Source organism: Spirochaetia bacterium (assembly GCA_022482625.1).
In the GTDB taxonomy this organism is placed as follows: Bacteria; Spirochaetota; Spirochaetia; order Sphaerochaetales; family Sphaerochaetaceae; genus Pleomorphochaeta.
The window spans coordinates 3200281-3224911 of record JAKVOU010000001.1; the positions used below are offsets into that span (position 1 = coordinate 3200281).

Genomic DNA, 24631 nt, shown 5'->3' on the forward strand with positions numbered 1-24631 from the left:
TACTGCCTTGACAGAATAGCCATTACCTTCGATAATAGGGAGTAGCGGGTATCACAGAACGGGCTGATTAAGCGACGCTAAGCGACACGCAGATTTCATGCATGCTTCCATGCTTTTTCAGGAGGAACGCTGTGGCATATACTTTCAGCGTCAATGGAAGTGAGATATTCACAAATCAAGATAAGAGTTTGCTGAGGTTCCTGAGGGAAAATCTGAATCTCTACGGAGCTAAGGATGGCTGTAGTGAAGGTGCCTGCGGGACCTGTACGGTCATTGTCGATGGAAAGGCCAGGAAAGCCTGTACCATCAGGACTTCCCGATTGGAAGGCCGGCATGTGACGACTATTGAAGGGCTTTCCGAGCGAGAACAGGAGGTCTACAGCTATTGCTTTGCTGTCGATGGGGCCGTACAATGTGGATTTTGTATCCCTGGTATGGTCATGGCGGCAAAAGCTCTGTTGGATGAGAATGACAATCCTACCCTTCAGCAGGTAAAGGATGCTATACGCGGCAATATCTGCCGTTGTACCGGTTATGTAAAGATTGAAAAGGCAATTCTTGACTGTGCAAGATTCTTCAGGGAAAACCTACCTATTCCTGAAAACAACGAATTGCCTCGGCTTGACATGCGGTACACCAGGCCCGATGCTGTGGCAAAAGCCTTGGGAAAAGGTATCTATACTGATGATATCAATCTGGAAGGGATGCTTCACTGTCGGGTTCTTAGAGCTGCCTATCCCAGGGCCAGGGTTGTCAGGCTCGATATCAGCAAGGCTATGGCCCATCCTGACTGTGTCTATGTGGCAACTGCGGATGATGTACCGGAAAATATACTTGGACATCTGGTATTGGACTGGGATGTCATGATTCATGTAGGAGATATTACCCGTTATATCGGAGATGCCATTGCAATCGTAGCTTCAACAAATATTGATTCTCTCGATCAGATCCTTGGACTTATTGAAGTTGAATACGAAGTGCTTGAACCTATGACCACCGTGGAAGAAGCCTTGAAAGAAGGAAGCCCGAAGATCCATAAGGGTGGCAATATCCTTGATGTGGAACATATCATCAGGGGCAATGCTGACAAAGCTATAGCGGAAAGTGCGCATGTGGTTACCAGAACTTACCATACGCCGTATACGGAACATGCTTTCATGGAAGTCGAATGTGCCGTTGCGAAACCTGAAGGTAATGATGGTGTGCTTGTCTATACGTCCAGCCAGTCCATCTATGACGAACAGCGGGAGATCTCCCGGATGCTCAAGATTCCCAAGGAAAAAGTCCATTGTCACAGCATGCTTGTAGGCGGTGGCTTCGGCGGCAAGGAGGACATGAGTGTCCAGCATCATGCCGCACTGATGGCTTGGTTGACCAAGAAGCCCTGCAAGTTACATCTTACCCGGCAGGAAAGCCTGATGGTCCATCCCAAACGCCATCCTATGGACATAACCATTACTACTGCCTGTGATGAAAAGGGATATATCACAGGTATGAAAGCAGTGATCCTTTCAAATACAGGAGCCTATGCCTCATTGGGCGGTCCTGTCTTGCAGAGGGCCTGTACCCATGCATCCGGACCGTACAACTACCAGAACATAGACATCTTGGGCAAGGCAATCTATACGAACAATGTTCCTGCAGGAGCCTTCAGGGGATTCGGAGTGACCCAAAGTTGCTTTGCTGTAGAAAGCAACCTTAACCTGCTTGCAGAGGAAGTCGGCATGGATCCCTTCGATTTCAAGTATATGAATGCCCTCAGGCCTGGCGATGTCATGCCCAATGGTCAGGTTGCAGGGCCTGACTGCGGTATCAGGGAATGTATGGATGCCGTACGGGATGCCTATAAGGCAAGTCCGTATACAGGGCTTGCGATTTCATTCAAGAATACAGGCCTTGGTGTCGGAGTTCCTGATTCCGGACGTTGTATTTTGAGCATCGAGCATGGTGTGGTCCATGTCCGTACCAGTGCGGCCTGCATGGGACAAGGTATAGCTACCATGTGTACCCAGATGCTCGGACAGTCATGTGGCCTGACATCAGAGCAGATTTTTGTCGAACCACCGGATACTACCAGGACACCCGATTCCGGCTGCAGTACTGCCAGCAGGCAGACAGCCTTTACCGGCGAAGCAGTGAAAAGGGCTGCGGCAAAGCTCAATGCGGAGTTGACGCAAGGGAAAAAACTTTCTGACTTGGAAGGGAAGGAATTCTCCGGTGAATTTACTTTTCTTTCTGATCCCATAACTTCGACGAAGGATCATCCTGTCAGCCACCTCGCATACAGCTATGCAAGTGAAGTGGTTGAACTTGATGCAGATGGCAAGTTGCAGAAGGTTACCTATGCCTGTGATATCGGGACAGTGGTCAACATTACTGCCGCTGAAGGGCAGGTAGAAGGTGGCGTAGCCATGGGACTTGGCTATGGGCTGACTGAGGATTTTCCCACCGAAGGTGGTTATCTGAAAGTGAAGTACGGTACTCTTGGGCTGTTGCGTTCAACGCAGATGCCTGAACAGATAGATGTCAAGTTTGTCCATGGTCCTGGAAAGAGTCCCTATGCTTATGGAGCTAAGGGAATAGGAGAATTGAGTGCCATACCGGGAGCTCCGGCTTGTCAGCATGCATACTATAGGAAGGATCATGTCTTCAGGACAGAATTGCCTTTGAAAGATACATTCTATAAAAAAAACAAGAAGAAATGACAACTGTACCTGTGTGATTATTCTGAGGTGTATAGCCGTGCATAGGATTTTTCGGTAGGATGAGCCTATGGACACTTTGGAATATCTACAGCAGCTTCTTACCATTCCATCGCCGTCAGGACAAGAGGATGAGATTTCCCTCTTTCTTGGTAAGCAGCTGGAAGAGTTTGGTTTTGCGGTCAAAAAGGATGCCTTCGGCAACCTTATTGCCCGCAACTGTTCCCCCGATGTCGGAGCTATATTGCTTTCTGTGCATATGGATACCGTCAGTTCTGCTGTCAATGTACTTCCGGTCATAAAGGACGGATATCTGGTCAATGATGGAAACGGGCCGTTAGGCATTGATGACAAACTGGGTGTTGCAGCCATATTGTCCTTGTTGGAACGTAAGACAGACAGCTTTCCCTTTGTAATCTGCATTACAAGAGGTGAGGAGCAAGGCTTGTCCGGTGCCCGTCATCTTGACTATTCCCTTCTTGGAAAAGTCAGGTTCGGCTATGTTTTCGATGCTAATGGAAAGATCGGTACTGTCGTTATACAAGCTCCGGGGAAAATACAGTCAAAAGCTATTTTCCATGGGCAAAGTGCCCATGCAGGATTTGAACCTGAAAAAGGTATCAGTGCCATCCAACTTGCCTGCAAGGCAGTCAATGAAATGAAGTTGCTGAGAGTTGATGATGAAACGACTGCCAACATCGGCTCGTTTCAGGCATCCGGCGCAACAAACATTGTCTGTGACCGGGCTGAACTGACTTTTGAAGTGAGAAGCAGGAACCTTGAAAAGCTTCGGCAGGTCCAACAGAAACTGGAAGATGTCTGTCTGTCGGCAGCACAATCAGGCGGAGGTACGGTTTCAATTGAAAGGGAAACGTCATATCTGCCTTATGAAAAACCATCAAACTGTGCAAGCTTAGTGTACCTTTCAGGTAGATACACCGGGTCCGTATGGCCTACGGCCACCGGAGGCGGTAGTGATGCCAACTGTTTCAACGCACATGGATATGATGCCTTGGTATGTGCCATCGGCTATGAATATCCCCATACATCGAAGGAACGCGTACTGCTTAGGCAGATTGCTGAACTTGATAAGTTGTTTACTGATTTGTTTATGGATCAAAGGATTGAAGAATGAAAGAGATCAAAACTGTAGCAATGGTCGGATGCGGGGCTGTCGGAGCTCTGTATGGAATCAGATTATGGAAGCATCTTGGTGCCGATTTCCAGATAGTGGCATCCGGCAGCCGCAAGGAAAGGTATGAAAGGGATGGCTTTGTCATCAATAATGAGCTTGTACATTTTCCCATCGTTTCTCCTGAAGCATTGCAACCTGTTGATTTCTTTATCTTTGCAACAAAGAACCTGCAGTTGGAGACGGCCATAGAAGAGTCTCGGAAAGCTATCGGGCCTTCAACCATCGTTCTTTCTTTGCTCAATGGCATTGACAGTGAATATCGGCTTGCCGAAGAATTCGGCAAGGAGAATGTACTTTTTGGTTTCTGTGTCGGCATGTCCAGTGTGCATGTGGGGAACCATATTGATTTTTCTTCTGAGGGTAGCATTGTCTTCGGGGATGGGGATAACCGGTCTACTTTGCAGGTCAAGTCTGTCGCAACATTGCTTGAAGCCAGTGGCATCAGCCATGTAGTTCCTCAGAACATCAGGCATGACCAATGGAAAAAGTTCATGATGAATACTGCCTACAATACCCTTTCTTCCATTTGCAGGGCAGGATACGGTGTGTTCGCAGGAGATGCCTTGAAGAAACTTGTCTGGCAGGTCAACGATGAAGTGCAGAAGGTCGCTGCGGCCGAGGGTGTCATACTGACAGAAGATGACAAGGCCTCAAACCAGAAGATCATCCTTTCCATCGATCCTATGGGAAAGACTTCCATGTACCAGGATATGGAGGCTGGGAGGCCGACGGAAAACAATTGGTTCTGTGGTACTGTCGTCAGACTAGGGGAAAAGCATGGCCTTGCTACTCCGGTCTGTGCGACGCTCAATCTGATGGCACAGGCATGTGAGGATGCAAACCAAGCCAGGAGAGAGCAACAGTAAAATCTACCGTTGCCTTGACTTCAGTTCTTCTTCAGCCCGTTGCTTTGCTACCATCATGAGCGGCAGAAGTTTCGGGGCTGTGGAAAGGACAGCAGACATTTCTGTTTCACTTGTTGGCACAGCTTTGCATAGCTGGACCAATTTCCGTTTGTCCAATATTTTTGCAGGTGGGACATTCCATTGCCTGGCAAGTGTATCACGTGCAATAAAAAAGTATTTCAGATATACCTTTTCTTCTGGCTGCAGTTTCTTCCAGTTGCATATCTTCATCCAACCGGGCTTCGGTTTGTTTTTTTCCTTGCCGGCCATTTTCATCTGGGCAAGGATTTCCTTGGTTTTCCCTTCTGCCTGGCATTCATTTTCAAGACTCGATTTGAGATCATGAAGATAGGCTACGTCAAGCAAAGCATACTGAATCTGTTCATTGCCAAGAGGGCGTTTGAGCCAGTTGGTCATCTGGTTCTTTTTCTTTGAACCTGAGGTCTGTATCGTAATACCAAGATTCCTTTCTACCAAGGAAGTATAATTGCCTTGGAAACCGAGTGCCAATGCGGGAATCCTGACATCCCAGACATTTCTGATCTGCAAGCCGAATTCTTTCCTGACCAAGGAAGCGTCACTGGCACAGTCGAACATGATCTTTTCCAACTCGCCGTCTTCAAAAAGTAAGGCAAGCCCTGCCTTGGAAACTTTCAGGGGATCGATCAGATAGAAACTACGGGTATCATAGAGCTGGACCAGGCAAAGATGTTCTCCGTAGACATGGAGATTGAATTCTCCTTCAAAATCCATAGCAATGCTGGTCAGCCCATCGTTTTTCCAACCGGTAATAAGCTGTTGGATTTCATTATCCGTTTCAATGATTGTATAAGACAACATGTTGATATCATAACGTTTGGGCGGCAGATAGAAAAGGGTCGGATCCATAATGGACCCGACCTTGGTTTAGTTAGGACATATTTTACTTTTCAGTAGAGACATCCCTGTTCTCAGACATAGCTTGCATTTGGGTCTGTCGCTGGAAGTATCAAGTTGAGGAGGATCCCTACCAACGTAGCAAGGGCAACACCACCTAGGGAGAAGGTAAGGCCTCCGCCCATAGGGAATGAAATCAGGCCACCTCCGATACCGATGACAAGGATCACGGAACTGATTGTCAGATTACGCTTGTCTTGGTAATCCACACCGCTTTCCTACAAGTGTCCTCAGTCCACTGGAGGCAATGATGCCGAACAGCAGCATTGAAATACCACCGAGGACCGGATTAGGTATCGTCCTGATCAAGGCACCGAATTTGGTGAAGAAAGAAAGGACCGTAGCCAGGACTGCAGCACCTCCGATTACCCAGACACTGTATACCCTTGTGATGGCAAGTACACCGATATTTTCTCCGTAGGTCGTATTTGGAGGACCGCCCCACAAGGCAGCCCATGCTGTTGCAAGCCCGTCGCCCAGCAAGGTCCTGTGCAGGCCCGGATCTTCATAGAAATCCTGTCCGACGACTTTGCTCAATACCAGGATATCTCCCAGATGTTCGCAGATAGTCGCGAAGGAAACGATTATGAATGTCAGGATAGCCACGATATTGAATTTGGGGAAGGCAAAGGTAGGCAGTCCGAATACCGGTGCATCTTTGACGACTTGGAAATCAATGATGTGATAGGCTGGGAAAAAGAGTCCCATGATCAGGGTAAAGAAATAACCGCTGAACAGACCGATGAGAATCGGGATCAAGGCCCAGAATTTCTTGAAGAAGATATTTGCTGTGATAGTGACGGCAAGGGTAAAGAGTGCGATGGAGAAGTACACGAGGCTATAGCTGCCTGAAGCATCATTCATTGCCATTGACATGGCTGTAGGGGCTAAGCTCAGTCCGATGACGATGATGACAGAACCGATGACAACAGGAGGAAGAGCCTTGTTGAGCCATTCATGGCCTGCTACTTTGATTATTCCTGCGACGATGGCATAGAACAGTCCTGCAAACATTGCACCACCCATTGCATATGGCATGCCATATGCAGCACTGACTGCTATGATTGCTGGTATGAATGCAAATGAACTTCCTAGGAAAGCGGGTACTTTGGCTTGGGTAAGCAGTATGTAGAGCAATGTACCTGTCCCAGCGCTGAATAAGGCGGCACTTGGACTCAATCCTGTGAGAATCGGTACAAGAATCGTAGCCCCGAACATTGCAAAGACATGTTGGATACTGAGGAAAATCCATTGCTTTGTCGGTGGCTTGTCTTTTGGTCCGTAAATTGCCTGTGAACTCTTTTTGTTTTCTGGCATGTATGCTCCCTGTTGTCTGCTGCCGACAGGAAGTCTGAAGCCTGCCGACTTCAAACAGTTGTTTAGTTGACTGATCGAAAGTCTCTTAAACGTAACAGAATTACATCCCTATGAAAAGAGTCTTGCATGGTAATATATAGACAAAGTTCTTTTTCCATCCAACACGATGCAACAGTTTCCTATTTCCCCTTGATGATGGGGTATAGAGCTCCGACAATTACCAACAAGGGGAACAGCAGCAGTACTATGATGCCAATTACAAACATACCGGACTTGTGTGCAAGAAATGAATCCAATGGTTTTTGTGCCAAATATTCTTCTGTTGTTTTCATATGTATCGCTCCTCTGCTTTCCTATGATACGGCAGAGAGTGGGACATATATTGTCCCTATCGTAGAAAACTTCACTATATTTGTAATTCAAAGTCGATGGATGCGTTTGTTACCATCATTCCTCAGGATGATTGAATGTCCGTTGAAGTTCAGGAAAAAACAGTTTCAGCTGATAGCCGTCTACGGTAGCATGATGGACTGTGACAGAAAGCGGCATCAACAGCCTGTCACCGTTTTCCTGTAAAGCCGCCTGCTTCGAATGAAGGTACATAGTAATCCTTGATCCCGTGGTTATGAAGCGAAAAACTATTGAACGTAAACCATGGAATGCAGGAAATGATGTATGTATTTGCAGGAGGAAGTTCTTTTGCTTTTCCTGGCATAGTGTAATTTTTCCTTCAGCATGGGCATGGAGAGTACTTTACTGTTATGATGGCGACATTATTGTCGTTTATTTGGATAATAAGAGCCCTATATGTCGTTTTTTTGTCAACTGGTTCCTCTGTCATTGAAAAAAACAGAATTTTATGCTGACTGACCTTATTGTGAAGCAATTTTTTCCATTGCCTGTATTTCTTCTTTCCATAGGCGAACCAACTCTGCAGGTTCCAACGGTTCAGCTAATTTCCCGAAAGAAAGTATTTTATGAAGTACTTCGTTGAGTGAAGAAACAGGAAGTGAAAGCAAAAGCTCATCCTTGTTTTTTATGATGCTTTGCTCCTTGTGCCAGACTTGGGTACTTATTTCATTTATTGCCAGACCTGTGAACCTTATGGTGACCATGACCGGTTTTTTTTCCATATAGACACCGAATCCAGAACTCATATACTCCTGCAGGAATTCTTCTGTAACGGTATGTGCATTCTGTTCATCCAATACTGACAGATGATGGATGCGCGCAAGATGAAAATTCCTCAATGCCTGTTTTTGGGTATCATATGCAATCAGATACCATGTGGAACTTACGGAAACAAGTTTTATCGGTTCTACATGACGACGCGTTATGTCGCCGGTGATGCTTTGATATTCCATTGCTATCCGTTTGTTTTTCTCCATTGCTTCAATGACTTTTGAAAAGATAGTCTGATCAGGCAAATCGATGATCGGACTCAGGAATACGATTTTGTCAGATATCAGCAGGCTGTCTTTTCCCATACCATTTTCAAAACTTTGCTGCAGAAGGTCGGTTGCCAAAGGCATAAGTCCTGTATGCTTGCTGAAATTCCTGACGACAGCATTGAGAAGGAGCATCTTTTCATTGGTATGGGAATAGGATAGACGAAATCCCGGACGGTAGCAGTAAGCTTTCCGTGTTGCGGAAAACTCAATTTCTGCATCAAGTCGTTCCCGCATGTACTCAATATCTCTTTTTGCCTGGCGCGTACTGATTTCAAATTTCTTGGCTATATCTGAAGAAGTAACGTCATTTCCGATTCCAGTCTTTCATTGATCCAAATGATTCTTTCCGTCTGACTCATAGATACACATTACCATGTTCCTCAGTTTTTAAAAAGTATGGTAACTTATAAAAATAGATCAGTTTGTAAATATATTGTTGACTAATAACAAGGCCAATGTTATGCTCATGAACATGAAAAAGACAATACTCCTATGTGCTTGTTCTCTTTTCTTGCTTTCTGGTCTTTTTGCTGCATCTTCTTCCAATGAGCAGGTTGGACCAGGATTGCTTGGCTATGAAACTGAATGGACCGGAGAAAAACTTGGGTTTAGCTGTGGTGCGTATCTTGCCCAGTTGCTTGCTCTAGGCTTGCCGTCATCAGATGATGAACCTGAACTTTTTGACGGACCGCCGGTCATCGCTCTTGACCAGACGATATTTTTCCTTCAGGAAAGTCAGCGGCAAAAAGGATTCCATCAAAGAATCGGGGCAATGGCTTTTGAGATCATGCAACCCGTAGATGGAATCAGAGCCGTTGCAGGGTTGGGTATTGCTACTGAGGTGAACTACCAGTTTGACAGACGTCAGGGTATTTTCCTTCGTTTTCGCCTGCCAGTACTTGAAGCTTCGTTCGATAAGACAGGTTGTCTTGGATATCGCTTTACGCTGTTTTCCCTTAATTTGCTTGAGACAAGCGGTGGCCTCAGCATCGGTTACCGTTTCTTTGAAAGGTAGGTATGATGAAGAAAAAACTGTGTGTACTTATCCTTGCAGTGATGATTGCAACTTCATCACTGTCCGCAGGGAATTCCATAAACTGGCAGTATAGTCCCTGTTTTGTCGGTTGTGAAATAGAGCATGTCGATACGTATGGCAGCAAAGGCTTCGGAGTCTATGCATTCCCGTTGCTTGCAGATGTCAGTAACTATACGGATACTGATTTTCCCAATGGGATCCTGACCCAAAGCACACTTCATTCTTTTGCCGGTCCTATGGACGAGAAAGGTTTCCAGACTCGACTGGGAGGCACACTGGCAGAGTGGATAGGCTATGTTGATTCAGAATTTGCGATGACTGTGATTGTCTGTGCAAATGCTGAACTTTCATATCGTTATGCTGACAGACAAGGCCTGTTTCTACGTTCCTTGTTGCCGCTCTGTGCTTTTTCCTATCAAGAAGGAAGTTTTGATGCCTACAACCTGATGCCGATGAATTTTCTCTATATGCCGGTGTGTACGACGTTCGGTTATCGCTATTCATTTTGATTTGATAATTGTTTTTTATGATTGCAAAAAAGGGCGAACCTTTTCGGTTCGCCCTGATTTTTACTCAATTGCTTTTAGTCAGCTACATATTTTCCAGGAAGGATTTCGTTTCCGAACTTCTTCTTTGCAGCAGTAATCTTTGCAATGTAGTTGTTCCATTCTGCATAGATCTCAGGTGAGCAATTTGCATCCATCTTCTTGAAGTATGCCTTGGACCTTTCAAGCTTTTCAATCCACTTCGTGCAACGGAAAGTGAACTGATAATCATACTCTTCACGGGTATAGTCTTCATCTAGAAGATCCTTGAACAGCTTCTTGAGGTCTTCATATACTGGAATCTTTCCGGTCGGTGTATCCAGAGCTTCGAAGTCTCCATGGATCCTTCCTTCTGCCCAGTGTACCCAGACTTTCTTTGCAAGCTTGGAGTTGCAGAACTTTCCGTCAGGAGTTCTCAGGAAGTAGTTCGTGGAGAATACCTTCGGGCAATCCTTGACGCTTTCGCCGAACTTGATGTTGTTTGCGGTATATTCTCCAAGAGGATAGGAGAGGAAGTCCATGTTTGCCATCGGGCTTGGCTTCCTGACGCCCTCAGCTCCAAGTGTAGCTGAAGTTGTTTCTGATTCAAGAGTGCAGGCCTTAAGCAGGATACCGTCCTTCCATGTTGCTGATTCTTCGCATGGAACACAGGTGTCACTGTCACGTCCGCCATAGAGTACGCCCTGGACCTTGACGCCCTGCTTGTCTTCGAAGCCTGCTCTGTCAAAGTTGTCCAGGTAATCGAGCCTCATGGTGTAACGGGCGTTGCCGTGTGCACATTTGATCTCGTTTCCTTTTGCATCTTTCTTGCCTTCATACCAGTCTGGACCGGAGAAGTTGTCGCCCTTGGTCGGAGTGTCCATACCTGAACCAAGCCAGTACGGGAGGTTGTCTGGTCCACGAAGAACGTTGGAGAAAATGATTTCCTGGTTTGTCGTCAGGTTCTTGAAGATAAGAGGGTCGTCCTTGGCGTTGACGTCCTTGATGATACCGAAGATACCTTGTTCGACGTTGACTGCCCTGAATTCACCATCAATGTTCCTGAAATAGGCAATGTCATCACCGACGATCTGTTCGCCGGGAATCATAGCTGTGGAAGTCTTGCCGCAAGCTGATGGATAAGCACCGGTGAAGTATGTCCTTCTGTTCTTTTCCTTGTTGAGACAAGCCATGACGAACATATGTTCGCACAGCCAGCCTTCCTTGCCGGACTTGTTGATCGCAAGTCTCATGGAATGCTTCTTGAGACCGACGGTGTTACCTGCATACTGTGCGTTCATGGAATAGACGATGTTGTTCTGGGTATCCATGTAGATCCTGCGCTTGTCAAGGTTCTTGCAGGTGTTCCTTTCATCAAGCTTTCCTGCGGAATGGATGAAGCAGAAGATTTCATTCTTTGCAGCACCCTTGAGCGCCTTGAAGTGTTCATAAGCGGCCCTGTACAGGATGGTTTCTGAATGTGCGACATACCAAGAATCGGTAAACTGTACACAGGGAATGGTGAATTCTGAGAATGTAGGACCTTCACAGAAAAACTTGACCACTGCGTCCTTGCCCTTCATGATATCCTTTGCAATGCCCATGATTTCCTTGAGGCCTGCTTCATATTCAACGGAATTCAAGGTCTTCATCTTTTCCAGGTTCTCTGCCTTGACCATGTACTTGGTGTTGACCTTGTCACGTGCCTGGTCACCGGCGTTATCCCAGTGAATGGTCTGCTTGTCACGTGCAAGTGTAAATTCCTCACCTTTTGCCAATGCCTGGTCTCTAATGTACTGTTCATCTTCCTTGCTGTCGTTGCAGACATAGATGGAAGCGGGGTTGCAGTGTTCGGCAAACTTTCCGACGAAATCCATGACTTTTTCATTGTCAAGGAGAGCAAGCTTGTTGAAGCTTTCTTCACTCATCTTGCTTTTAAGCAAATCAATGTACTTAGAATTCATGTATTACTCCTGTTGTAATAAATTGTTCATTCAAAAATGGGTTGTACCCCAGAGGACCTCCGAAGGAAACAACATCCACCTTACCGAATCGTCGGTATCCGTGGTCCTAGTCCGGATACCATTCACTATGATACTGATTTTCAGCGTTGGATTCAATAGCTGTTTGTCCGTAGAAACAGAAGTGCACCGGCCATCCAATGAGGAAGAAAAAGTTGTCCTGTTCTTCATAGGTAGCATACATCGAATTAAAAAATGTGTAACCCTGTAAAAGACAATAAAAAGCTTGATTTTGCTTTTTTTACTTAATTGCAAAGAATTTTTAGATAAAATTATGACAAAAAACTGTAAGTTATGTTCCATTACTCACATGAATCATTGATTATCTTATATCTTCCTGTTGCACGCTTGGCACTCTGCACGATACACTGGAAAATGGTGAGAAATGATAGTTCGGAGGACAATAGGCAATGAGTGAACTGGCACTGCCTGCAGGTTGCCTGCAGTCGGCTTTGGTTGCATTGGATGAAGGTGCTGATGCAGTATACCTTGGACTGAAGGATTTTTCAGCACGCAAAGGGGCTGTCAACTTTACCTTCGAGGAATATGCAAAACTTTTACGGTATGCCAAGAGCCATGACAAAAAAATCTATGTGACGGTCAATACCATCATCAATGAGTCTGAACTTGACAGGCTTGAGACTTTGCTCAGGCACCTTGCACTGCTGGGATGTGATGGTGTCATCGTGCAGGACTTGGGGGTTGCTCGGCTGGTCAAGTCATATTTTCCTTCTTTGCCTCTCCATGGAAGTACACAGCTTGCAATCCATACAGTGGACGGTGTCCGTCAGATGCAGGATTTTGGTTTTAGCCGGGTCGTACTGGCGCGCGAGCTGACATTGGAAGAAATCAAGTCAATACGGCTTGCATGTCCGGATGTCGAGCTCAAGGTTTTTATCCATGGTGCCATGTGCTATGGGTTTTCCGGTCTTTGTATGGCAAGTTACATCATTACGGGAAGAAGTGCAAACCGAGGAATCTGTGCCCAGATATGTCGCACTTGGTTCACCGAAGAGTCCTCAGGTGCAGCCGGGTGGTATTTTTCCATGCGTGATCTCAACACTGCACATACTGTACGCCTGCTTCAGCAGATGGGCATTGATAGTCTGAAGGTAGAGGGACGTATGAAAGGACCTGAATATGTGGCAGCCGTTGCCCGGGCTTATCGTAAGGTCCTTGATGGAAATGAGGCTTCCAGGGAAATCAGGGCCATGGAAACAGTCTTCTCCCGTTCTGGTTGTGCTGGGTGGCTTGATGACGGCAGTACAGGAAAAGCCCGTTGTCTCATCAACCGCAAGTATCCGGCCCACAACGGCATCGAAGCAGGGACTATCCTGTCAGCCGAAAGAGTCCATGGTCAGCTGCACCTGCAGGTAAGGCTGTCAAGTGCCATCTCACTACGGGACGGGCTTATGTATATTGCAAAAGGTGAAACGGCACCGGCCGTTGCTGTAAAATTTTCATTGGCTTCCATGGATGACAGCCATGGCAGTCTTTTGACCTGTGCCGACAAGGGCAGGACTGTCCATATAGTGACGGCAGATACTACGACTGTACCGGAAAACGGAAGCAGGCTTTACCTCATTTCGCTGCATGACCAGCATCTCAAGCTGATCAATGAAAAGAGCCTGCAGATGGGAAAGATTCCCTTTTCGATGACAGTCAGGCTTACGAAGTCTTCTCTTGTGCTTGCTTCACCTGCTGGATTCCTGCATTTGGAAGAAACATATCCTTTGGATGTTTCCGTTGCAAGATCCATGCATACGGATTGGTTCCAGGCAATTCCGGAGCTTTTCCGCCAATCTGACAAAGCCAGTGGCGAAGCCGCAGAAGTCCGTTTCATGAATGAATCGGGCATTCCCGATGAACAGCTGTTTCTTCCTTTGTCCAGCTTGAAAAAAATCAGAAGAATGTGGTATGCATCGGCTGAAGACAAACTTTCGGATTATCTTGCAACCGTACCCCGTACAAGGAAGTTCAACCTTCAGAAGTCTTTCAGTCCTTTGCCTCCCCGAAACCAGTTGATTACTGCCGAAGGATTGCCTTTCTTCCGGCATGTACCTGTGGAGATTGGGGGAATGCTTTTCATCGGAGATACCTACTATGTGCCGCTCTCTCCTGTTACCTTTGATGAACCTATGGAAAAGAAGCGGCTTGCGATGCTGCTGGAAAAAATTACGACACAAGGGCTTCAGGAAAAAGTTCGGTTCGGCCTTAACAATCTCTGTCAGATCAAGTGGTTCGAAGACACGAAAGCGCGTACTTTTGTTGATTATTGCCTCTATGTCGACAACTGTGAAGCCGCAGCAAACCTGATGGAACATCTTCCGACTTTTGATGGTGGCTACGCTTTCTTTGAGGATAAGGAGCCGGATTTTTCTGATTGGCCTTTTATCCCCTCTGTGGTAGGCGAGGCTTTCGTGCCGCCTCTGTTTATCTCAAGGAGCTGTTTTCGCCGGGATTCGATGGGCTTGGCCTGCAAAGGCTGTTCTCAGCATCATGATTTTTCCCTTAGCCAGAATGGTCATAATTACAAAGTCCTTGTTCGGGATTGCCTGACCTATGTGCTGCAGGTATAGAGATGGATGTCTTTTTTATTTCTTTTTTGCAATAAAGTTGAACCATGTTGTTTGTTTGTGCCTGGAATCGACGGCATGGGTGGCTTTTGTTTCCAAAAGGACAAATCCGGCAGTAAATGATGGCAGTGCATTCAACCTGTCGATGTTGAGATCCGTGAAAAGGCGGCCATCTCTTGTTTCTTCTTCCGAGCCTTCCTTGAAAGAAGCGTAGAGTATGCCATTTTCCTTCAATGCAGTATGAAGACGCAGGAATGTTTCATCAAGTTCACTATATGGAACATGCAAGAGCGATGCGCATGCCCAGATTCCGTTGTATCTTGCTATATCGTGGAATTGGTCGAACGTAAGGTTCCTGGTTTTGATGCCTGTAAGTTTTTCTGTTTCATTGCACATCTGCAGAGAACCATCAAGTGCTTCGACCTTGAAACCTTCTTGCAGAAAAGCAAGGCTGTCCCTGCCTGAGCCGCAGCCGAAATCAAGCACAGTGGCGCCTTTACACAGATGGTCAGTGAAAAGTTTCCTTATCTGCGCAAAAGGTACATTCTGGGTTGCTTCAATGTAGCTGCGGCAATTGTGCTCATAGTATGACAAAGTACGTCGTGTCGGCTGTTCCATGGAAAAAGCGTAGCAGAAATGTATAGTCTGTACAATTATCAGGGGAATTGTATTTGGCCAAGAAAAAGCCTCCGTACGTGGCTGTACGAAGGTTTGTATGCGGTTGCCCGAGATGACTAGTCAAGCAGACCGTATCTCTGTACGAATGCCTCTGCATTCTGGACCGATCCTCCTGCAGCACCTTTGACAATGTTGTTGACCATGAGGGAGAAACCAATCTTGTTGTTCTTTCTCTTCAGCCTTCCAGTGTAGACAACCATGCCTCTCGGGGTACCCCAGAAAGCATATTTCGGCTGTGGGAAAGTAGGCTCATCGCTGAATACAACCGGCTGTTCCGGCGTGGACGGCAGATCAGTCACTACCTTGAAATCGTTCCAAGCCTGGACGATGTCTTCCAGTTCTACGTCCTGCTCAAGGTCAAGCCAGACGGTTTCCAGATGTCCGAACATTACAGGCACCCTGACGGTGAAAGCATATACATCGGGATTGATGGAAAGAATCTTCTTGATTTCTTTCTCAATCTTTTCTTCTTCACCTTTGATGAATGGGATACAGTTGTCCGTGATATCCAAGGAAGAAAGTCCAGGATATCCAGCACCGCTTACACTCTGATAGCTGTTGATGTAGATGGTCTTGATACCAAACTTACGTAGTGGCGCAAGGGCCATTGCCAAACCTGTAGTCACGCAGTTTGCATTCGTGACGCAGAATCCAGTCTGTGGATAACCCTGGGACCTGATGAGGTCAAGCTGTTCCACGTTCGTCTCAGGGATAAGGATAGGTACGTTGCTGTCGTAACGCATGGCAGCTGCATTGGAAAAGACATAGAAACCTTTTGCTCTCAACTGCGGTTCGGCTTCCCGTGCTACATTTGCAGGAAGTGCCGAGAAGACGATCTGGACACCTGCTTCCTTCATTGCATCATGGTTGAATTCCTGCATCACGATATGCCTGATGGAAGAAGGCATTTCCAATGGCAGTACCCAATGTACTGTGGATGAATATTCAAGCCCGATGCGGGATGCCGAAGCTGTGACGTATGCTACGTCGAACCATGGATGATCTGCAAGCATCCACATGAACACTTGCCCGACAGCACCAGTAGCACCGATTACTGCGACTTTGATCTTTTTGTCCATACATGTTTCCTCAAAATTTGTCCAAAATTATTTTTATTGATGCAACCATAGCCATTTTGTCAAAATAATGCAAGACTTTTTAAACAAAAACGTTAAAATTAATACAATGTGTTATTATATCAACATAAAATTCAACATAATGAACGAATCGGAGCTGAAATGTACTTGGTTAATTATAGCAAATATCCAAATAGTAAACTATATCAGCGGCTTCCTTGCTTTTGTTGCCATAAAAGTCGGTATCTTCAGCTCTCCCAATCGTCCTTCGTCGTTTATGTCTTCATAGAGATCTTCTATGACAAGTCCGGCATCAAGTTGGCCTTTCAGCTGTTCCTCAAGTGAATGGGAAAATTGAATGCCCCAGTTCTTTTTCATGCTTTCTTCATAAAGGCCCTTGTCCTGAAGTGGATCAAAAGGAAGTCCCCGTATGATCCTTTCTTCCTGTTCATCGACAATGTAATTGATGTTGGTATCGAATCCTGCAAGCAGAAGGCCTCCGGGTACAAGTATCCTGCTGCATTCTTTCCAGAGCGGAAGTATTTCCCTGATATAACAGTTGGAAACAGGATTGATGATCATATCAAAACTTCCATCAGCAAAAGGAAGCGGCTTGGACATATCAGCCTGCACCAAGGTAACGGTATAATTTTCTCGCTTGCTGACTGATGTCTCAGCTTCAAGCTGGCTGCTGCAGTAATCAAGGACCGTACAGATAGCTCCTCTTGCGGTAAGAATCGGTATCTGTTGTCCTCCTCCGCTTGCAAGGCCAAGTACTTTCTTTCCTTTGAGAGAGGGAAACCAACTTCTGGGAACAGGTTTCGTCGGTGTCAGCAGTATGTCCCACACGTCTTTGTCTTTTGCCTGCAGGTAGGTTTCATGCGAAACGGGTATGCCCCATTTCCATCCTTCGGCAATCCAGTGAGAAATAGTATTGTTGTTGATGTCTTGGTATGTATCATCCATGTCTGCAGTGTAAGTTGACGGAGAATCTGCGTCAAGCTTGTCATGCACTGAGTCTTGGTTTACCGAACTTTTTCTGTGGAGGTTTCTGGGTCTTTGGAGGAATTACTCTCATCCATCTTCCTTTTTTGTAATAGATGATGAAGATGATGGTAGTAATGGTCCATGTGAAGGGGTAGCTGAGGATGATGTCAAGGATTGATCCTTCTTGCGGGACGAAGGCAAAAAGATAGATTATGCGGAGGATACAGATGCCGAAGACCGTGATAAGCGTAGGAGGTACCGTCTTACCGCATCCTCTGATTGTCCCGCTGAGGATCTCAATGGCAATGTAGGTGATATAGGTGGGGACCAGGAATCTCATTATCTGTACCCCTGCATCGATGACCGATGGCGCGTTGATGAACAGGCCGATCAGTTGGGGGCTGAAGATATAGTAAGGAATACCGATTGCAAACGTAGCCACTATGGCGAACAGCAGTGATACCTTCGTACCTTGCCGGACTCTGTCAATCTTACCGGCACCATAGTTCTGGCCGGCAAAGGTCGTGGTTGCGATACCAAGGGCGCTGATTGTCATCCAGAAGAAACTATCCAGTTTTCCATATGCTGCCCATGCAGCAATGGTTTCCGTATCCAGCCTGTTGATGAAGGCCTGAATTATTATGTTTGATATCGTATAGAGGGAGGATTGGATGCCTGTAGGGATGCCAAGGGCCAGCATAGGGGCAAAGCTTTCCTTATACAGTCGGATCTTTCGGATTTCTACCTGATAGCATTCCTTGCTTTTTGTAAGTATCACAAACAGGATGATACAGGAGATTGTTTCTGAGAGGACGGTAGCCCAGGCTGCTCCTGCGATACCAAGTTGCAGTACACCGATGAAAATAAAATCAAGGACGATATTTACGATCGTACCTACCAAGAGGACATAGAAAGGTCTTCTGCTGTCTCCTATTGCCCTGAGGATACCTGCTCCCATGTTATAGAGGCTGAGGGGAAGGGAACCTATGAAAAAGATGGAAAGGTAGGTCTGTGTCGGGACGAACAGGTCCTTGGGAGTGTCGATCAGGGAGAGTGCCGGAGCTGAGAATTCAATGCCGACGACCGTGATGATAAGGCCGCATATTATTGCAATGGCCACTGCTGTGTGGGTACTCTTTCCGACTTTCTCTTTATGTCCGGCTCCGAATTGCTGTGAAATGAGAATTGATGCTCCTCCGGCCAAGCCGACAAAAAAACCAAGGAGGATGTTTATCAATACGCCGCTGCCGCCTCCTACAGCGGCCAAGGCCTGCTTCCCTAGGAATTTACCGACGATGATTGCATCGGAAGTATTGTACAGTTGTTGGAAGAATGTTCCCAGCATGATCGGAAGGAAAAATGAAAGCAGGGCTCTCGGGATATTCCCCTCTGTTATGTTCGGCGAAACCGCCAGCCTATGAGTCATGCAAGTGTTCTAAAGCGTTATGATGTTTTTTTCAAGAGGACAAATAGACAAAACGAAGAGATTTTCCTACAAAAATCCAAAAGGAGTCCTGAAGGTGTGGAAAGGTACTGCCTGGGCAGAAAAAAGGCATCCAGACGGATGCCTTTTACGAAGTACATGATGCCCTCACAACTAAGCTTCGGCATTTTTTTCTTCCATAATTTCCTTGCGTCTTACCTTGCAGAGGGCGGCAATTTCAGATAGGGCTTTCCTGGCTCTTGCAGCGGAGACCTTTACGTTCTTTTCTGTAAACTTTTTGTTTTCAGCAAGATAGGTTTCGTACTTTTCGATTAGTTCTTCGTGTGTAGTCATCGGCTACCTCCTTAATGGCTAAATTCTATCATGAAAAAACAGATTGACAAGCAGAAAAATGCAGAAATGATGTAAATATAGGCTTTCAGAGGCTATTTATTGCATTCCATGCTAGTATAGCAACCGAGAATTGGTTTATTTCAGTTGCTTTCAGACTCAGTATCCCCTGTATGGCTTACAAGGTTGCCACGGAATTCCTTTCAATGAGGGTAGGTGCGAATGCATAATCACGGATTTGCTGTACCTGTTCTCCTTCGATGAGCCTGATGATGGTGCCCGCAGCAAAATTTCCCATTGCTTCCACCGGGTTGTCAATCGTAGTCAGTCCGGGAGTCACCAGTCGGGAAAAGGGTATGTTGTCGAATCCCGTCACTGATATGTCCTTGGGAATACTGAGGCCGGCTTCCTGCAGGATCTGTATGGTTCCCAAGGCAATAAGGTCGTTGGCACAGATGATACAGGTAATCTGGCTGTTGTTGCCATCCAGAATCTTTCTGGTAGCAACTCTTCCGCCCTCCATCGTATAGTCACAATGCAGTACCAGTTCTGGAATGAGCGGAATATGGTGGCTTGCCAATGAATCTTCGAAACCCAGCAACCTTTGAGAAGCGGAAAAGACCGATTCTGGGCCTGCAAGATATGCAAATTTCCTGTGTCCGTTGTCCACAAGGAAATCAGTCATCATCTTCATTCCTTGCTTTTGCTTTACGTGTATGCAGATGGCATTGTCTGCATCTCGCTGGTTATCTATGTAGATTACCGGAACATGGATGCTGTCGATCAGTTTCATCGTCTTGCTTCCGGCATGGTAGTTGTTGTAGATGATACCTGCTACATAGTTGTCTTTCAGCCGTCTCAGATTCCTGTATTCATCTTCGCCGTCATTGTCGGAGTTGCAGAGGATGACGTCATATCCTTTTTCTCCGGCAGCTTTTCCGATACCTTTTGCCATCAATGCATAGAAAGGATTCGTGATATCAGGGACGATCAAGCCGATTGAAGTGTTTTTCTTCGTTACCATGCTACGTGCGACAGCATTTGGATTATAGCCGGTCTGTTCTATTACCTGCAGTACCTTATCCCTGGTTTCCTTGCTCATGCCGAAGGGAACCTTGTTCAATACACGGGATACAGTGGCAGGTGATACATTTGACAGTCGTGCTACATCTTTGATCGTCATGTTCATGTCCAGCAGTATACCATGTACCTAATTATTGGTAAATCGATTTCTTAAAATATATCTAATATGTTGACAATATTCCATTAAATGGTAGAATTAATCTTATAAATAACGAAAACGTTTTACCAACTGTGGCATGACTGCGGTATGGTAACAGCCGGGAGGCTCTGATGAAACTTGTCAACTTCGGATCGATGAACATAGACAATACCTATAGGGTTGAGGAATTCCTCAGACCAGGGGAAACAAAGTCCGCTTTGAGGCTTGATGTCTATTGCGGTGGCAAAGGGCTCAACCAGTCCATTGCTGCTGCAAAAGCCGGATGTACGGTCTGGCATGCAGCCCTGCTGGGACAAGGAGCAAAAATGCTCAAAGACAAATTGGATGAAAATGGAGTTGATACACATCTGCTCAAGCCGGCTGAGGGAAAAAGCGGGCATACGGTAATCCAGGTCGATGCACATGGACAGAACTGCATCCTGCTGTATGGGGGTGTCAACAAGCAGCTTACCAAAGACTTTGTCGATGAAGCACTGCAGGCCTGCAGTGCAGAAGATGTGGTACTTGTCCAAAATGAAACCAATATGGTTGCCTATATCATTGAAAAGGCCAGCAGCATGGGTATGAGGGTAGCTTTCAATGCATCTCCGATTACGGAAGAGCTGCTGGGATATCCCTTTGACAAAGTAACCTGGCTGTTTATCAATGAAGTGGAAGGCGCTTGCCTTACCGGAAGTGAAGATGCGGATGAAATCCTTGCAATCCTTGGCAAACGCTATCCGCAGTGCAGGATACTGCTGACTCTTGGCAAGCACGGTGCTGTCTACCAGGCAGATGGGAAAATGACAAGGATTGGCATTTTCCCTGTTCCTGTCGTAGATACTACTTCTGCAGGAGATACTTTTACAGGATACTTCCTGCAAGCCATGATGGACGGGCTTTCTCCTTATGACTGCCTGCTTCGTGCGACGGTGGCAAGTACGCTTTGCGTGCAGAGGCCGGGAGCTGCAGATTCCATTCCGTTGCGAGACGAAGTGGAAAAAGCCATGGAACAAAAAACCTTCGGGCAGATGGTTCTTGCATAAAGGAACTGAGACGATGCTTTTTCCTCAGTCGGCTGACAGCCTGTATTGCCGACAATTGATGGAAAGGAAAGTAAATTCTACGGCATATGCAGCAAGGTAGGCCAAGGAGGCTATGTATACGCCTGAGGTCTGTATGAGCTGCGGCGTGATGAATATGGCTGCCAGCATGGTGCAGATATTCAATATCACGCCGATGGTAATGGTTACCGTATGTCTTTCAGCTACAAGCAGACCTCTGAACCAAGCAATCTGTCCCGAAAGGAATGGGAGCAGGCCCATCAGTGCCAAGGAGGCAGGCAAAAAGACCAACAAGTCACCAGGAACTCCTGAAATCCTGACGAACCAGAGTCGCCATAATGGTTTGCAGAAATAGACGAGCAGGAAAAAAAGTTCTGTCACGACTGCTACGGCAAGGGCAAAGTTCCTTACTATGGTATAAGTCTTCTTTTTTATTTCGGCAACGACTATTTCCTGCACCGATTGCGTCACTGAGGTGTAGAGGCTTATATAAGCCAACAGGACCGGCCAGATTGCCAAGGACTGCACTGGTGCCGTCCCAAGGGTAATGCCATAGTTGAGGATTGGACGGACTCCCAAGGTAACAGTCGAAGTAATGGCAAGCGGAATATAGAAACGTACGGTCTGATGATAGCTCATAGTATCTGTGCCGTCCGTATCCTTCAGGTCTTTCACTATCGGCCTTGCAAAAAAATAAGCTGCAATAGTCCCGATAGTGACTCCACAAGCAAGTGTTACGCTGCCCAGTATTGCTCCTGAGAAAGGTTTGAAGATCATGCCGAGCGTCAGGATGACTCCTGCACTTGCCAATCTGATATACATGATATAAGGGACTTGCTTCGAGCGTTCGTGCTTGATCATGACACCTTGCCATAAGCGCCTGTAGCCGATGACAGGGGCCCATGGCAACATGATGACAAAACAGTAGTATGAATGGGTGAGCAATTCCTCAGGAAGGTTCATGAGCCTTACCGATACAAAGAAAAAAACAGCAGGTATGCATAGGAAAAGATGGATTGACAAAGTAATGAGTGCCAGATGGTTCATTACCTTCAGGATCTTTCTGTAAGAGCCAAGGCTTCCTGAAAGGGCTGTGCCGGCAGAAAGCATCTGTACGACAGGGCCTTCGATCATGAGAGCGAGGGCAAAGGAAAAACCGAAACATGCAAGTTCTTCCGTTGCATTTGGCAACCGTGTGATTGCTGCGGTAATCGCCGGTTGTTCCAATGCCATGACGACCCACATGACGGCCAGCGGTACCCAGAGGTAAAACAGTTTTTTCTTTGTCAGGTCCATGGAGGGAGTGTACTCTCTCACAGATTTATTTTCTACCCATTTCCCCAGACTCCATTCCTTGTTTGGGTAACTCGGTTCTTGGGGATGGGTTTTGTACCTGTTTTTTGGGAATATTCGCTGTCCAAGAAAACAGTTGTCCTGATTTTTTTCTGTACGGATGTTGCGTTCAGGCTACATCAATGTTATTCTTTGGGTATGTTTGCATACTATAATAAGATTGTTTCCCTGCTTGCTGAAGAAGCGAGGAAGGCTACCATTGGAATGATTTCCATAGGTCTTGGCTATACCGCTGTCGTGCTCAATGACGGACGGTGTGGCCTGTGCTGTACCTTGAGGGATGAAAAACAAGGATGCATGCTTTGGAAAGATCCGGTTGCCTATGAGGGTGGAAATGCCTATCCCTTGCTGCAGACATTGACGGATGCCCGTTGCAGTGGCATTGGACGGACTGTTGCCTTGGCTTTGGCAAATGCCCTTAACTATGAGTCTGCCATTGCATGCGGCAAAGACAAGGGAAGGCTGTTTGATGATTTGCAGCTGAAGGCCGGATCCAGACTTGCAATGGTCGGTTGTTTTGCTCCTGTGGTAAGCCAGCTTGAGGCAAAAGGTGTCAAAGTGATGATGTATGACAAAGGAAAGCATTTGGGGGAATCGGAGGCATTCTTCAATTTTGCCTCTTCAGAAGCAGATGCCATAATCCTGACGGCAACAAGTTTCATCAACGGAACTTTTTGTGATGTCCTTGATGCCTTGGTCCCCAGCATGGCACCGATAGCGGTGCTCGGTCCTTCGACTCTTATGATTCCTGCACTTTATGCAGGTACCAATGTCAAGATCTTGGGGGGGACTGTTCCGATGGATGTCGAGCAGGTTCTCATGGCTATACGGCATGGCAAGGGTACTGCTGAACTGCATCGCTATTCGTCAAAAGTCTATGCATGCCTGAGTTAACCGGACATGGATTGAGAATTATAATTTGCTATCCTGGAATTTCCTTGTTAACTTTGAGATATAGCAGATCATAGGAGGTCAGGCACGGATGGATACATGTACCATTCTGATGGAAAATACCAATACGGGGTTGAGTTCTGCTCTTGTTGAGCATGGACTGTCCTGTCTTATCGAAGCCCGTGGCATCAGATTCCTTTTCGATACGGGAGCAACCGGTAAGTTCCTGTTCAATGCACAGCTTGTCAACAAGGATCTTGGCGGAATCGATACGGTCGTGCTCAGCCATAGCCATTTTGACCATAGTGGCGGCTTTAGGTTCGCGGCTGAACAATTGCCTGTCAAGCGTCTTGTTACAGGACCGGGATTCTTCAATCCGAAATACTCAGGGAAGGTGCCGCTCATCAGCTACCATGGCTGTGGCTTTGACCAGGATTTTCTTGCCAGCCATGGCATATCGCATGAAGTGGTGACTGACAGGCTCGAATTGGCAAAGGGACTTTTCGTAGTTTCTGGTTTTACCCGTTCATACCCGTTCGAGACGATAGACCGGAAATTTGTCCGTAAGGAAGGTGAAAAGATAGTAGCGGACGACTTCCAGGATGAAGTAGCGCTTGTCTTGGAAAACGAAGTGTCACTGACTTTGTTCGTCGGCTGTTCACATCCGGGTATCCTCTCTATAGTCAAGGATGTCAATACCCGTTTCAAGAAACCCGTAACACGCATCATAGGCGGGGCCCATCTGAACAAGGCACCGTATACCCGTCTGAACATGACCTGCAAGGAACTGTACAGGCTTGGGGTCCACCAGACTTTTTTCTGCCATTGCAGTGGAAATGTAATCACTACCATGCTCCAGGACCGAGACAAGGTATCAGCCTATTCCGTTTCTTGTGGAGATGAGATTATCCTTTGATGGTAAA

The 24631-nt window shown here is 46.4% G+C and carries 23 protein-coding genes and 1 pseudogene; 9 read left to right on the plus strand and 15 right to left on the minus strand.

What is annotated here, in order from left to right:
* Positions 1-131: 131 nt before the first annotated feature.
* The 3 genes from xdh (at position 132) to LKE40_14535 (ending at position 4763) form a co-directional block, all read left to right on the plus strand.
* On the plus strand, positions 132-2705 hold the full coding sequence (xdh, locus tag LKE40_14525) for a selenium-dependent xanthine dehydrogenase (GenBank protein MCH3918644.1): 2574 nt from the start codon (positions 132-134) through the stop codon (positions 2703-2705).
* A 67-nt stretch (positions 2706-2772) separates the two neighbouring features.
* Positions 2773-3837, plus strand: coding sequence for a M20/M25/M40 family metallo-hydrolase (locus LKE40_14530; protein ID MCH3918645.1), 1065 nt, complete (start codon positions 2773-2775; stop codon positions 3835-3837).
* The gene (locus tag LKE40_14535; protein MCH3918646.1) at positions 3834-4763 is read left to right on the plus strand and encodes a ketopantoate reductase family protein; all 930 of its coding nucleotides are present in this window, start codon (positions 3834-3836) and stop codon (positions 4761-4763) included. The genes LKE40_14530 and LKE40_14535 overlap by 4 nt, the downstream gene beginning before the upstream one ends.
* A gap of 3 nt (positions 4764-4766) precedes the next feature.
* Here LKE40_14535 and LKE40_14540 read toward each other — a convergent pair whose 3' ends face one another.
* The 6 genes and pseudogenes from LKE40_14540 to LKE40_14565 form a co-directional block, all read right to left on the minus strand.
* Entirely contained in the window at positions 4767-5690 is a 924-nt protein-coding gene (locus LKE40_14540; protein ID MCH3918647.1) for a 3'-5' exonuclease, read from the minus strand.
* A gap of 62 nt (positions 5691-5752) precedes the next feature.
* Positions 5753-7055, minus strand: a pseudogene (locus LKE40_14545) (NCS2 family nucleobase:cation symporter).
* Between the two features lie 179 nt (positions 7056-7234).
* The gene (locus tag LKE40_14550; protein MCH3918648.1) at positions 7235-7387 is read right to left on the minus strand and encodes a hypothetical protein; all 153 of its coding nucleotides are present in this window, start codon (positions 7385-7387) and stop codon (positions 7235-7237) included.
* Between the two features lie 115 nt (positions 7388-7502).
* A complete protein-coding gene (locus LKE40_14555; protein ID MCH3918649.1) occupies positions 7503-7604 on the minus strand; it encodes a hypothetical protein in 102 nt (33 codons plus the stop codon).
* 10 nt (positions 7605-7614) lie between these two features.
* Entirely contained in the window at positions 7615-7770 is a 156-nt protein-coding gene (locus LKE40_14560; protein MCH3918650.1) for a CatA-like O-acetyltransferase, read from the minus strand.
* Positions 7771-7927: 157 nt separating this feature from the next.
* Positions 7928-8740 carry a WYL domain-containing protein gene (locus LKE40_14565; protein ID MCH3918651.1) on the minus strand — a complete coding sequence of 271 codons (813 nt, stop codon included), beginning with the start codon at positions 8738-8740 and terminating at the stop codon, positions 7928-7930.
* 238 nt (positions 8741-8978) lie between these two features.
* Between LKE40_14565 and LKE40_14570 the strand changes: the two genes are divergently transcribed.
* Positions 8979-9521, plus strand: coding sequence for a hypothetical protein (locus tag LKE40_14570; GenBank protein ID MCH3918652.1), 543 nt, complete (start codon positions 8979-8981; stop codon positions 9519-9521).
* Between the two features lie 5 nt (positions 9522-9526).
* Entirely contained in the window at positions 9527-10051 is a 525-nt protein-coding gene (locus LKE40_14575; GenBank protein MCH3918653.1) for a hypothetical protein, read from the plus strand.
* A 74-nt stretch (positions 10052-10125) separates the two neighbouring features.
* On the opposite strand, the gene LKE40_14580 is transcribed toward LKE40_14575, so the two are convergent.
* Entirely contained in the window at positions 10126-12030 is a 1905-nt protein-coding gene (locus LKE40_14580; protein ID MCH3918654.1) for a phosphoenolpyruvate carboxykinase (GTP), read from the minus strand.
* A gap of 30 nt (positions 12031-12060) precedes the next feature.
* Positions 12061-12258: a hypothetical protein gene (locus LKE40_14585; GenBank protein MCH3918655.1), complete on the minus strand. Its 198-nt coding sequence runs from the start codon at positions 12256-12258 to the stop codon at positions 12061-12063.
* A 239-nt stretch (positions 12259-12497) separates the two neighbouring features.
* On the opposite strand from LKE40_14585, the gene LKE40_14590 reads away from it, so the two are divergent.
* Positions 12498-14666 (plus strand): U32 family peptidase, encoded by a 2169-nt coding sequence (locus LKE40_14590; GenBank protein ID MCH3918656.1) that lies wholly within the window; start codon positions 12498-12500, stop codon positions 14664-14666.
* A 15-nt stretch (positions 14667-14681) separates the two neighbouring features.
* Here the strand turns inward: LKE40_14590 and LKE40_14595 are convergent, their stop codons facing one another.
* From LKE40_14595 to LKE40_14620, 6 genes are all read right to left on the minus strand, one after another.
* A complete protein-coding gene (locus LKE40_14595) occupies positions 14682-15281 on the minus strand; it encodes a class I SAM-dependent methyltransferase (GenBank protein ID MCH3918657.1) in 600 nt (199 codons plus the stop codon).
* A 116-nt stretch (positions 15282-15397) separates the two neighbouring features.
* Positions 15398-16420, minus strand: a complete 1023-nt coding sequence (gene asd, locus LKE40_14600) for an aspartate-semialdehyde dehydrogenase (GenBank protein MCH3918658.1) — start codon at positions 16418-16420, stop codon at positions 15398-15400.
* A gap of 198 nt (positions 16421-16618) precedes the next feature.
* Positions 16619-17383: a class I SAM-dependent methyltransferase gene (locus tag LKE40_14605; protein ID MCH3918659.1), complete on the minus strand. Its 765-nt coding sequence runs from the start codon at positions 17381-17383 to the stop codon at positions 16619-16621.
* 40 nt (positions 17384-17423) lie between these two features.
* Positions 17424-18830, minus strand: coding sequence for an MATE family efflux transporter (locus tag LKE40_14610; GenBank protein ID MCH3918660.1), 1407 nt, complete (start codon positions 18828-18830; stop codon positions 17424-17426).
* Positions 18831-19001: 171 nt separating this feature from the next.
* Positions 19002-19181 (minus strand): hypothetical protein, encoded by a 180-nt coding sequence (locus LKE40_14615; protein MCH3918661.1) that lies wholly within the window; start codon positions 19179-19181, stop codon positions 19002-19004.
* A gap of 175 nt (positions 19182-19356) precedes the next feature.
* Positions 19357-20361, minus strand: a complete 1005-nt coding sequence (locus tag LKE40_14620; protein MCH3918662.1) for a LacI family transcriptional regulator — start codon at positions 20359-20361, stop codon at positions 19357-19359.
* A gap of 170 nt (positions 20362-20531) precedes the next feature.
* Here LKE40_14620 and LKE40_14625 point away from each other — a divergent pair, with 170 nt between their 5' ends.
* Positions 20532-21446, plus strand: coding sequence for a ribokinase (locus tag LKE40_14625; protein MCH3918663.1), 915 nt, complete (start codon positions 20532-20534; stop codon positions 21444-21446).
* Between the two features lie 24 nt (positions 21447-21470).
* Here LKE40_14625 and LKE40_14630 read toward each other — a convergent pair whose 3' ends face one another.
* Positions 21471-22760, minus strand: a complete 1290-nt coding sequence (locus LKE40_14630) for a hypothetical protein (protein ID MCH3918664.1) — start codon at positions 22758-22760, stop codon at positions 21471-21473.
* 195 nt (positions 22761-22955) lie between these two features.
* Here LKE40_14630 and LKE40_14635 point away from each other — a divergent pair, with 195 nt between their 5' ends.
* Together LKE40_14635 and LKE40_14640 are read left to right on the plus strand one after the other, a co-directional pair.
* On the plus strand, positions 22956-23711 hold the full coding sequence (locus tag LKE40_14635) for a DUF364 domain-containing protein (protein MCH3918665.1): 756 nt from the start codon (positions 22956-22958) through the stop codon (positions 23709-23711).
* Between the two features lie 88 nt (positions 23712-23799).
* Positions 23800-24624 (plus strand): MBL fold metallo-hydrolase, encoded by an 825-nt coding sequence (locus LKE40_14640; GenBank protein ID MCH3918666.1) that lies wholly within the window; start codon positions 23800-23802, stop codon positions 24622-24624.
* Positions 24625-24631: the final 7 nt, after the last annotated feature.

Coding starts and splice junctions, on each gene's coding strand:
- asd (MCH3918658.1), bottom strand. CDS start 16,420: ATGGACAAAAAGATCAAAGTCGCAGTAATCGGTGCTACTGGTGCTGTC.
- LKE40_14630 (MCH3918664.1), bottom strand. CDS start 22,760: ATGGACCTGACAAAGAAAAAACTGTTTTACCTCTGGGTACCGCTGGCC.
- LKE40_14535 (MCH3918646.1), top strand. CDS start 3,834: ATGAAAGAGATCAAAACTGTAGCAATGGTCGGATGCGGGGCTGTCGGA.
- LKE40_14560 (MCH3918650.1), bottom strand. CDS start 7,770: ATGCCAGGAAAAGCAAAAGAACTTCCTCCTGCAAATACATACATCATT.
- LKE40_14555 (MCH3918649.1), bottom strand. CDS start 7,604: ATGCCGCTTTCTGTCACAGTCCATCATGCTACCGTAGACGGCTATCAG.
- LKE40_14595 (MCH3918657.1), bottom strand. CDS start 15,281: ATGGAACAGCCGACACGACGTACTTTGTCATACTATGAGCACAATTGC.
- LKE40_14625 (MCH3918663.1), top strand. CDS start 20,532: ATGAAACTTGTCAACTTCGGATCGATGAACATAGACAATACCTATAGG.
- LKE40_14580 (MCH3918654.1), bottom strand. CDS start 12,030: ATGAATTCTAAGTACATTGATTTGCTTAAAAGCAAGATGAGTGAAGAA.
- LKE40_14640 (MCH3918666.1), top strand. CDS start 23,800: ATGGATACATGTACCATTCTGATGGAAAATACCAATACGGGGTTGAGT.
- LKE40_14570 (MCH3918652.1), top strand. CDS start 8,979: ATGAAAAAGACAATACTCCTATGTGCTTGTTCTCTTTTCTTGCTTTCT.
- LKE40_14530 (MCH3918645.1), top strand. CDS start 2,773: ATGGACACTTTGGAATATCTACAGCAGCTTCTTACCATTCCATCGCCG.
- LKE40_14575 (MCH3918653.1), top strand. CDS start 9,527: ATGAAGAAAAAACTGTGTGTACTTATCCTTGCAGTGATGATTGCAACT.
- LKE40_14605 (MCH3918659.1), bottom strand. CDS start 17,383: ATGGATGATACATACCAAGACATCAACAACAATACTATTTCTCACTGG.
- LKE40_14610 (MCH3918660.1), bottom strand. CDS start 18,830: ATGACTCATAGGCTGGCGGTTTCGCCGAACATAACAGAGGGGAATATC.
- LKE40_14620 (MCH3918662.1), bottom strand. CDS start 20,361: ATGACGATCAAAGATGTAGCACGACTGTCAAATGTATCACCTGCCACT.
- LKE40_14590 (MCH3918656.1), top strand. CDS start 12,498: ATGAGTGAACTGGCACTGCCTGCAGGTTGCCTGCAGTCGGCTTTGGTT.
- LKE40_14635 (MCH3918665.1), top strand. CDS start 22,956: ATGTTTGCATACTATAATAAGATTGTTTCCCTGCTTGCTGAAGAAGCG.
- LKE40_14550 (MCH3918648.1), bottom strand. CDS start 7,387: ATGAAAACAACAGAAGAATATTTGGCACAAAAACCATTGGATTCATTT.
- LKE40_14565 (MCH3918651.1), bottom strand. CDS start 8,740: ATGCGGGAACGACTTGATGCAGAAATTGAGTTTTCCGCAACACGGAAA.
- LKE40_14540 (MCH3918647.1), bottom strand. CDS start 5,690: ATGGATCCGACCCTTTTCTATCTGCCGCCCAAACGTTATGATATCAAC.
- LKE40_14615 (MCH3918661.1), bottom strand. CDS start 19,181: ATGACTACACACGAAGAACTAATCGAAAAGTACGAAACCTATCTTGCT.
- LKE40_14585 (MCH3918655.1), bottom strand. CDS start 12,258: ATGAAGAACAGGACAACTTTTTCTTCCTCATTGGATGGCCGGTGCACT.